Annotated in this window: 10 protein-coding genes and 1 other annotated feature; all 10 genes read left to right on the top strand. The window is 37.2% G+C overall.

Annotated elements, in window-relative coordinates; translation table 11 throughout:
- Nucleotides 1–117, top strand: a 117-nt coding sequence (locus V7147_RS00775; RefSeq protein WP_335365956.1) for an HU family DNA-binding protein, incomplete at its 5' end; no start/stop codon positions are given.
- A 125-nt stretch (nt 118–242) separates the two neighbouring features.
- Nucleotides 243–809: a GTP cyclohydrolase I FolE gene (gene folE, locus V7147_RS00770; RefSeq protein WP_335365953.1), complete on the top strand. Its 567-nt coding sequence runs from the start codon at nt 243–245 to the stop codon at nt 807–809.
- A 209-nt stretch (nt 810–1,018) separates the two neighbouring features.
- Nucleotides 1,019–2,407 (top strand): replication initiation and membrane attachment family protein, encoded by a 1,389-nt coding sequence (locus tag V7147_RS00765; RefSeq protein WP_335365952.1) that lies wholly within the window; start codon nt 1,019–1,021, stop codon nt 2,405–2,407.
- Between the two features lie 15 nt (nt 2,408–2,422).
- The gene (gene dnaI, locus V7147_RS00760; RefSeq protein ID WP_335365951.1) at nt 2,423–3,352 is read left to right on the top strand and encodes a primosomal protein DnaI; all 930 of its coding nucleotides are present in this window, start codon (nt 2,423–2,425) and stop codon (nt 3,350–3,352) included.
- Nucleotides 3,353–3,663: 311 nt separating this feature from the next.
- On the top strand, nt 3,664–4,515 hold the full coding sequence (ytxC, locus tag V7147_RS00755) for a putative sporulation protein YtxC (protein WP_335365955.1): 852 nt from the start codon (nt 3,664–3,666) through the stop codon (nt 4,513–4,515).
- 486 nt (nt 4,516–5,001) lie between these two features.
- On the top strand, nt 5,002–6,933 hold the full coding sequence (gene thrS, locus V7147_RS00750; protein WP_335365950.1) for a threonine--tRNA ligase: 1,932 nt from the start codon (nt 5,002–5,004) through the stop codon (nt 6,931–6,933).
- 120 nt (nt 6,934–7,053) lie between these two features.
- Nucleotides 7,054–7,189, top strand: a sequence feature (ribosomal protein L20 leader region).
- A 64-nt stretch (nt 7,190–7,253) separates the two neighbouring features.
- Complete coding sequence (gene infC, locus V7147_RS00745) at nt 7,254–7,772, top strand: translation initiation factor IF-3 (protein WP_335365954.1); 519 nt, start codon at nt 7,254–7,256, stop codon at nt 7,770–7,772.
- Between the two features lie 21 nt (nt 7,773–7,793).
- Entirely contained in the window at nt 7,794–7,994 is a 201-nt protein-coding gene (gene rpmI, locus V7147_RS00740; protein ID WP_335365949.1) for a 50S ribosomal protein L35, read from the top strand.
- 37 nt (nt 7,995–8,031) lie between these two features.
- Complete coding sequence (gene rplT, locus V7147_RS00735) at nt 8,032–8,388, top strand: 50S ribosomal protein L20 (RefSeq protein ID WP_057999469.1); 357 nt, start codon at nt 8,032–8,034, stop codon at nt 8,386–8,388.
- A 161-nt stretch (nt 8,389–8,549) separates the two neighbouring features.
- Nucleotides 8,550–8,819 (top strand): DUF1294 domain-containing protein, encoded by a 270-nt coding sequence (locus tag V7147_RS00730; protein ID WP_335365948.1) that lies wholly within the window; start codon nt 8,550–8,552, stop codon nt 8,817–8,819.
- Nucleotides 8,820–8,892 lie beyond the last annotated feature (73 nt).

Raw genomic sequence — 8,892 nt, 5'->3', positions numbered from 1 at the left:
CGTGAGCGTGCAGCTCGTAAAGGCCGTAACCCTCAAACTGGTGAAGAAATCGAAATCGCTGCAAGCAAGGTTCCTGCATTTAAACCAGGTAAGGCGCTTAAAGATGCAGTGAAATAATTTTACATACAACCTATGTTAAAGTTACAAAAAGGGTCGTGAGCAACGGCTCTTTTTTGTTTTCAATACATAATTATGCTAGAATCAATGCACCGGCAGTATTTGATAATAGGAGGGGTTGGCGAATGACTTCCGTAGATTATAAAAAGATAGAGCAAGCCGTTACGATGATTTTAGAAGCAATTGGGGAGGATCCACAGAGAGAAGGACTAGTCGATACACCGAAACGTGTTGCAAAAATGTATGCTGAAGTTTTCTCAGGCCTACAGGATGACCCGAAAGAATACTTTCAAACCGTTTTTGGCGAAGATCACGAAGAATTGGTGTTGGTAAAGGACATTCCATTTTACTCCATGTGTGAGCACCATCTCGTCCCGTTTTATGGGTATGCCCATGTAGCCTATATTCCTAAGGGTGGGAAAGTAACAGGCTTAAGCAAACTTGCACGGGCTGTAGAAGCCGTTGCAAAAAGACCTCAATTACAAGAAAGAATCACTTCAACTATAGCCGATTCCATTGTTGAAACACTTCAACCTCACGGAGTAATGGTAGTCATCGAAGCAGAGCATATGTGTATGACAATGCGCGGCGTCAAAAAGCCAGGGGCAAAAACCGTTACTTCCGCAGTTCGGGGGATCTTAAAAAAAGACCCAGCCGCTCGCAGTGAAGTATTATCATTAATTAAGAATTGACAACCATATAAAATTACGAGATATTTAGAAAAGCAGAAGGCGCGCAGCTTTAGGCGACAAGCATAAGACAAGCACTGACAGAAGGTGTATTATACCTTCCGAAGTGATTGGCTTAGACCAGAGAGCCGATGGCACCTGGAGCTAGACACCGAAAACTATGTAAAGAAATTTAAACTTTCTTATTTTTAGAAATGGAAGGCCTTGATGAAATGGAGCATTGGAAGGAATTAGTACCAGTTGATCGCTATATCGTTCATGCTGCAGACCTTTTGCATGACTATGATCGGAAAATTGTCTCATTGCTATACCAACCTCTAATTGGAATGAAAGCCTTCAGTCTTTATATGACCCTGTGGAGTGAATTGGAGCAAAATCGACTTTGGAGTGAGGAAAGTACCCATTATACTTTAATGGCGCTTCTTCAAACGAATCTTGAGGAAATTTATCAAGAACGACTAAAGCTTGAAGGCATTGGCCTATTAAAAATATTTGTAAAGTCTGATGGGGATTCTAGGAGTTTTATTTACGAACTGCAAGCACCCCTTTCACCAAGGGCTTTTTTTACGGATGGTGTCCTTAACGTCTACTTATATAACAGGCTTGGTAAAAGTAAATTTTTTAAACTTAAGCAGTTTTTTTCGGATCATGAACTAGATTTAGATTCGTATAAACCAATTACAAAAGCTTTTAGTGAAGTATTTGAATCAGTAAAAGTTTCGAAGATGATCTCCTCAATTAGTGATGAAATGAATCAAAATCTTGAACGTGATGAAAATACAGAATTTATGGACCGAAGTGAGGAAAAAAAGCTTTTCATTGAAAATGAAAACTTTAATTTTGATTTGTTCTTTGCGGGAATTTCCGAAGTGATGATACCGAAAAAATCGATCACTCCTAGGGTTAAGGAGGCGATCACAAAGCTCTCTTTCCTCTACGGAATCGATCCAATTGAGATGCAAGGGATTGTCATGAGTGCCTTTGACCCAAATGAGAAAATTGATATTGAAAAATTAAGAAGAGCTTCAAGGGATTGGTATCAATTTGAAACCGGCAATGAATTACCTTCTCTCACTGAAAAAATTCAACCACTGCCAAAACAAACCATGGTAAATAAAGTACCGCAAACAAAGGAAGAGGAATTAATTCAAAAGCTTGAAAGAATCTCCCCAAAAGAGTTCCTAATTGATGTTTCTGGGGGAGCACAGCCGTCTGTCTCAGAATTAAAAATCATTGAAGATGTCATGTTCCGACAAAACCTTCTTCCAGGTGTTGTGAATGTACTGTTATATTATGTCATGTTAAAATCAGATATGAGGCTTACTAAATCCTATGTTGAAACCATCGCGAGCAACTGGGCGCGTTTGAATATTAAGACTGTAAAAGAGGCAATGGAAACAGCTAAAAAGCATAATTGGACTGCTGATAAAAAGACAAATAAATACAAAAGGCAGCCGATACGTAAAGAATTACTGCCTGATTGGTTAAAGCAAGAGGACGAAGGAAAACAAATAGAAGCACCTAAACAGGAAACGCATGATTCTTCGTTTGAAGAGAAGAAGCGTTTATTTGAAGAAAGATTGAAAAAGAATAACAAATAGGATGGGGGTGAAATCATGAAACCGATTCAGGATTCCTTAAAAGAACTATCTAATAATGCTAGCTTTCAACAGCGATATGAACAAATCAAGCATGAAGTGTTGAATAATCCAGAGGTAAGGGACTTTATTAATGCCCATCAAGATGAAATATCGAATGATACGATCAATAGAAGTCTGGGAAAACTGTACGAATATATTAACCAAAGCAAGGAATGCACGAAATGTAAAAGTCTTGATACATGTAAAAACATGCTACAGGGATATCACCCCCATCTCGAGCTTAAAGGTAATTCAATTCATTTAAGCTATGAAAGATGTCCGAAAAAAGTTATGCATGATGAGCAGACTAAATATAAATCACTAATCAGAAGTATGTATGTTCCAAAGGATATTCTAGATGCTTCCCTTGAATCCATTGATTTTGATGCAGGACGTTCTGATGCAATTTTATTAATCCAGGAATTTCTTGATCATTATGAATCAGGAAAACGAATGCAAGGACTTTATTTGTACGGTTCATTTGGAATTGGCAAAACCTATTTTTTAGGAGCACTTGCAAATGGATTGGCACAACAGAAGGTTGCATCCATGCTCGTGTATGTTCCTGAGTTCATGAGGGAATTAAAGGGTTCCTTACAGGACCAATCCATCAATTCAAAAATTGATGCGGTTAAAAAGGTTCCCGTTTTAATGCTTGATGATATCGGTGCAGAATCCATGTCTAGCTGGATGCGTGATGATATTCTTGGAAGTATTCTACAATATCGTATGCTTGAAAACTTACCTACCTTTTTCACCTCAAATTTTGATTTCAAAGGTCTTGAACACCACTTATCCTATACACAACGTGGTGAAGAGGAAAAAGTAAAAGCGGCTAGAATTATGGAACGTATCAAATATTTAGCAAAACCGGTTGAACTTAAAGGCGAGAATAGACGATACTAACTTTAAACAGGTGGGGTTTTAACCCCACCTGTTTAAAGTTAGAGCCTCCGGCGGATGCCACGATTTTTCAATGGAAAGTTTTCGAACATACGATCAAAGACTAAGAACGCAACATCCTGTGGCAACGTCTTTGTGACCCAGATCGTGTGGGCCTAAAAAAATCGGGCCCAAATACGCCAATGCGTATTTGATTTAAATTGCTGTCCTGAAAAAGGATAGCCAATTTTTTTATATTCTAAAGTTGTCCCATTTACCATATACATTTAACAGGGTAATGGTATTGGTGAAATGGGGGGACTAGCTTGATTGAAATGCAATTTCAAGAAATAATAGATGCACAAAAAATGTATAAGGGCTTACTAAGAAAGGTAAAAGCTCTTTCTATAGATTACATAGAGGTTGTAAATGAAGAAGATAATGTGGTGTCAGTTTTCTCATCAGAAAAAATACAATATGCGATTCAGATTGTGATCATTCCGGTTATGACCGAATTTATTATCAAAAATAAAGAGGATAATTGGATTCTTGATTATATTGAAAATATATTTTACTTTTCCGATTATGAAGAGAAAAAACAAATTTTAGAAATTACAAAAGCATTAATGGATGGGAATAACCCAGATATACCAGCGGTACAGGATGTCATTCCGCGGGAACAGCTGATAGCTGAAGCGCTACATGATTTCTTGCAGGTTCCAATTTCTTTTTCCTTTGAATCATTTTTAAAGTTTCGTATGCGCTCGTACAATGAGGTATTATTACGAATTGTGGAATCAGCAATTGACGAATACAAGCTTGAACAGGAGTATCAAACATTTATCCAAGGATTGCGAGAATTTCGGGAAAAGCGGGAACCGAAGCTTGACCAATTACATATTTTACATGATGAGCAATTTTATTTTTATGATGATACGTTTACTGAAATTAAGCGGGATGATCTTTTTAAGTTTATCGATCGAAAATTAATCTTGCATCAGCCGATGTACATTGATTCAGCCGTTTTGGCACCTTTAGTATCGATTTCACCAAAATCAATCTCTATTTACACAGATCAGATTGATAATGGAATGATCCAAACCATTCACAATATTTTTTTAGAGAATGTCACGATTTATACGAAGAAATCCTTTGAAAATAGACGCCTGAAAGCAAAAAAAATATAAATAGTTGATGTGCTCTTGATTTAACTTTTAAATAAGACTATAATAACAAATATTATATTTATATTTAAAAGTTATGATGAGGACATGATCGTATAGTTACGGTTGACAGAGAGGGAAGACAATGCTGGAAGCTTCCTAACACGAATGATACGTTTACCACCTCTAAACTTCAGTAGTGAACCTTTGCTTAACAAAGTTGTAATTACTGACGGGTTAACCGTTATTTATTTCTTGAGCCATGAAAGACCTAGGTCTGACATGGGAACTTGGGTGGAACCACGATATTAAAATTAATACTCGTCCCTTTTTATTAGGGACGGGTATTTTTTATTTTTCAAAAGATATTTTATATCTAGCTCCAGGCGCCATNNCTTGACTTGCACAGGAAGTGCTGACATCGACGTTCGCCACAGGACGTGGCGGTAGTTAGTCGATGTTCCTCAGTCCAGGCGCCTTGCGCTTTTAAATTAAAGGAGTTGAAAACTGATGTCAGATGTAGTAAAAATTACATTCCCAGACGGAGCAGTGAAGGAGTTTCCTAAAGGTACAACAACAGAAGAAATTGCAGGCTCAATCAGCCCAGGATTAAAGAAAAAATCATTTGCTGGTAAATTTAACGGCAAAGAAATTGATTTACGAACTGAAATCCAAGAAGATGGTGAAATAGCAATCATTACCCAAGATACTGATGCTGCACTAGAAATCATGCGACACAGTACAGCCCACTTAATGGCACAAGCGATTAAACGTCTATACAAAGACGTAAAGCTTGGTGTGGGCCCAGTTATTGAAAATGGTTTCTACTATGACATTGATATGGAGAAGTCATTAACACCTGAGGATTTACCTGAGATTGAAAAAGAAATGAAAAAGATTGTGAATGAAAATCTTGAAATTAATCGTGTAGAGGTTTCAAGAGATGAAGCAATTCGTCGATACAAAGAGATTGGTGATGAGCTTAAGCTTGAGTTGATTCAAGATATTCCAGAAGGAGATACATTAACTATTTACGAACAAGGTGAATTTTTTGACCTTTGTCGTGGTGTTCATGTTCCTTCAACGGGAAAAATTAAGGAATTTAAGCTATTAAGTATTGCAGGTGCTTACTGGCGCGGAGATAGCGATAACAAGATGCTTCAACGTATTTATGGTACTGCATTCTTCAAAAAAGCGGACCTTGATGAATATCTTCATTTTCTTGAAGAGGCAAAAGAACGTGACCATCGTAAACTAGGTAAAGAACTAAGCCTATTTACAAACTCACAAAAAGTCGGTCAAGGCTTGCCACTATGGCTTCCAAAGGGCGCGACTATCCGTCGAGTAATCGAACGCTATATTGTGGATAAAGAAGTAAGACTAGGTTATGACCATGTGTATACACCTGTTCTTGCAAATGTTGAGCTTTATAAAACTTCAGGTCACTGGGACCATTATCAAGATGACATGTTCCCGGTAATGGAAATGGATAATGAAGAACTTGTGCTTCGTCCAATGAATTGCCCGCATCACATGATGATCTATAAAAATGGCATTCACAGCTATCGCAAGCTTCCAATCCGTATTGCTGAATTAGGAACAATGCACCGATATGAAATGAGTGGAGCATTATCTGGTCTACAACGTGTAAGAGGAATGACTCTTAATGATGCACATATCTTTGTTCGACCTGATCAAATTCAGGAAGAGTTTAAACGTGTTGTAAATCTTATTTTAGAGGTTTATAAAGACTTCGATATAAAAGATTATAGCTTCCGTCTTTCTTATCGTGATCCAGCTGATACTGAAAAATATTTCGATGATGATGCAATGTGGGAAAAAGCACAAACAATGTTAAAAGCTGCAATGGATGATCTTGGTCTTGATTATTTTGAGGCAGAAGGCGAAGCAGCATTTTATGGTCCAAAGCTTGATGTTCAAGTTCGTACAGCACTTGGAAAAGATGAAACACTTTCAACTGTCCAACTTGATTTCTTATTACCAGAACGTTTTGATTTAACTTATATTGGTGAAGATGGAAAACAACATCGTCCAGTCGTTATTCACCGCGGTGTCGTATCGACAATGGAGCGCTTTGTTGCCTATTTAATCGAAGAATACAAAGGTGCATTCCCAACTTGGTTAGCACCTGTTCAAGTTCAAGTTATTCCAGTTTCTCCAGATGCTCATTTAGATTATGCGAAGAGTGTACAGGAGAAACTTCAAGCAGAAGGATTACGTGTAGAAATTGATGATCGTGATGAGAAAATCGGCTATAAAATTCGTGAAGCACAAATGCAAAAAATTCCATATATGCTCGTTGTCGGGGACAATGAAGTGGGAGAAAATGCAGTGAATGTCCGTAGATATGGCGAACAAAAATCAGAAACATTGTCATTTGAAACATTCCTTGCAGCAATCCTACAAGATGTAAAAAGATAAAAAAGTCTTGTCAAAAAATAAAGTGCATGCTAGAATAAACAACGTTGTGTGATTCTAGCATCACTATTTGACAGATACCATCATCAATGTTATACTTTTGAAGGTAAATTGAATACTTGTTTGAGAAAGTAGAAGCACCCGCTTCTCACCTGATTGACGCAAATTGCAGTTAATAGGTTTTACGTTCATTAGTCATTAATTATGTAAATGAATTGTAATAGTGTGGGTGTGTATGCATTCACACTTTTTTGTTTGTCTCAAACCTGTAAAATGCGCAAGTTTCAAACGAGGCATTCTTTAAAAAACCTTGGAGGTGGCTAATTATTAGCAAAGACATGATGGTAAACGATGGCATTCGTGCCCGCGAAGTTCGTTTGATTGGTCAAAATGGTGATCAGCTAGGAATTAAATCCAAAATTGAAGCATTAGAAATTGCTGCTAGAGCAAATCTTGATCTTGTATTGGTTGCCCCAAATGCGAAACCACCTGTATGTCGTATTATGGACTACGGTAAATTCCGTTTTGAGCAACAAAAGAAGGACAAAGAAGCTCGTAAAAATCAAAAGGTTATTAACGTCAAGGAAGTTAGACTTAGTCCAACAATTGATGAGCATGATTTTAATACAAAGCTTCGTAACGCAATTAAATTCCTTGAAAAAGGTGACAAAGTTAAAGCATCTATTCGCTTTAAAGGTCGTGCGATTACACATAAAGAAATCGGTCAACGTGTTTTAGATCGTTTTTCTAAAGCTTGTGCTGAAGTTGCTACTGTTGAATCGCATCCAAAAATGGATGGTAGAAGCATGTTTTTAGTACTAGCACCTAAAATCGAAAAGTAATGAATTGAGGAGGAACTCCCTATGCCAAAAATGAAAACACACCGTGGAAGTGCAAAGCGTTTCAAGAAAACAGGATCTGGTAAACTGAAACGTTCACAAGCATATACAAGTCACTTATTCGGAAATAAAACTACAAAACAAAAGCGTAAGCTTCGTAAAGCTTCATTAGTAAGCAAAGGCGATTTCAAACGTATTCGCCACATGTTAGACAACTTAAAATAATCATGATCGATTGATATAGATTCTAGGAGGGTACAAAATGCCAAGAGTAAAAGGCGGAACTGTTACACGCAAACGTCGTAAAAAGGTATTAAAATTAGCTAAAGGTTATTTCGGTTCAAAACACACTTTATATAAAGTTGCAAACCAACAAGTAATGAAATCATTAATGTATGCTTACCGTGACCGTCGTCAAAAGAAACGCGACTTCCGTAAGCTATGGATTACTCGTATCAACGCAGCTGCACGTATGAATGGTCTATCTTATAGCCGTTTAATGCACGGACTTAAGCTAGCTGGTATCGAAGTAAACCGTAAAATGCTTGCTGACCTTGCTGTTAGCGATGAAAAAGCATTCGCTGAATTAGCAACAGTTGCAAAAAGCAACTTAAAATAATTTAGGCTAGGTAAAAAGGTTACTCCCATTGTAAAATGAGAGTAACCTTTTTTGTTTGTTTCATGATTTTAAGATAAAAACCATAGAATTGGAATAACGGCCATAGAATCTAAACTAAAAACGATAAGGCGCATTTTTGCGATGTAAAAGGTGGAAAAACAATGTACACAATTTTAATAATCTATATAATTTTAAACGTTTACGGTTTCTTACTCATGTATGTTGATAAAAATAGAGCAAAAAACCACAAATGGCGCATTTCAGAACAACATATTTGGCTCGTGGCCATTTTAGGTGGAGCCCTGGGTGCCACTTTTGGAATGAAGCAATTTCGCCATAAGACAAAGCATAAGCAATTTGTTATTTTGCTTCCTACTCTCGCAGTACTTACAATCGCTCTCTACATATATATTTCGCTAAACCTGTCATAACAACTTGTACGATTGTATATGTTAAATTAGTAATTGTATTGTCTAGCTCCAGGCGCCATCGGTTCTCTGGTCT

Source organism: Bacillus sp. JJ1521 (assembly GCF_036965165.1).
GTDB lineage: Bacteria > Bacillota > Bacilli > Bacillales > Bacillaceae_L > Ferdinandcohnia.
This window is presented reverse-complemented; position numbering and strand designations above follow the sequence as displayed.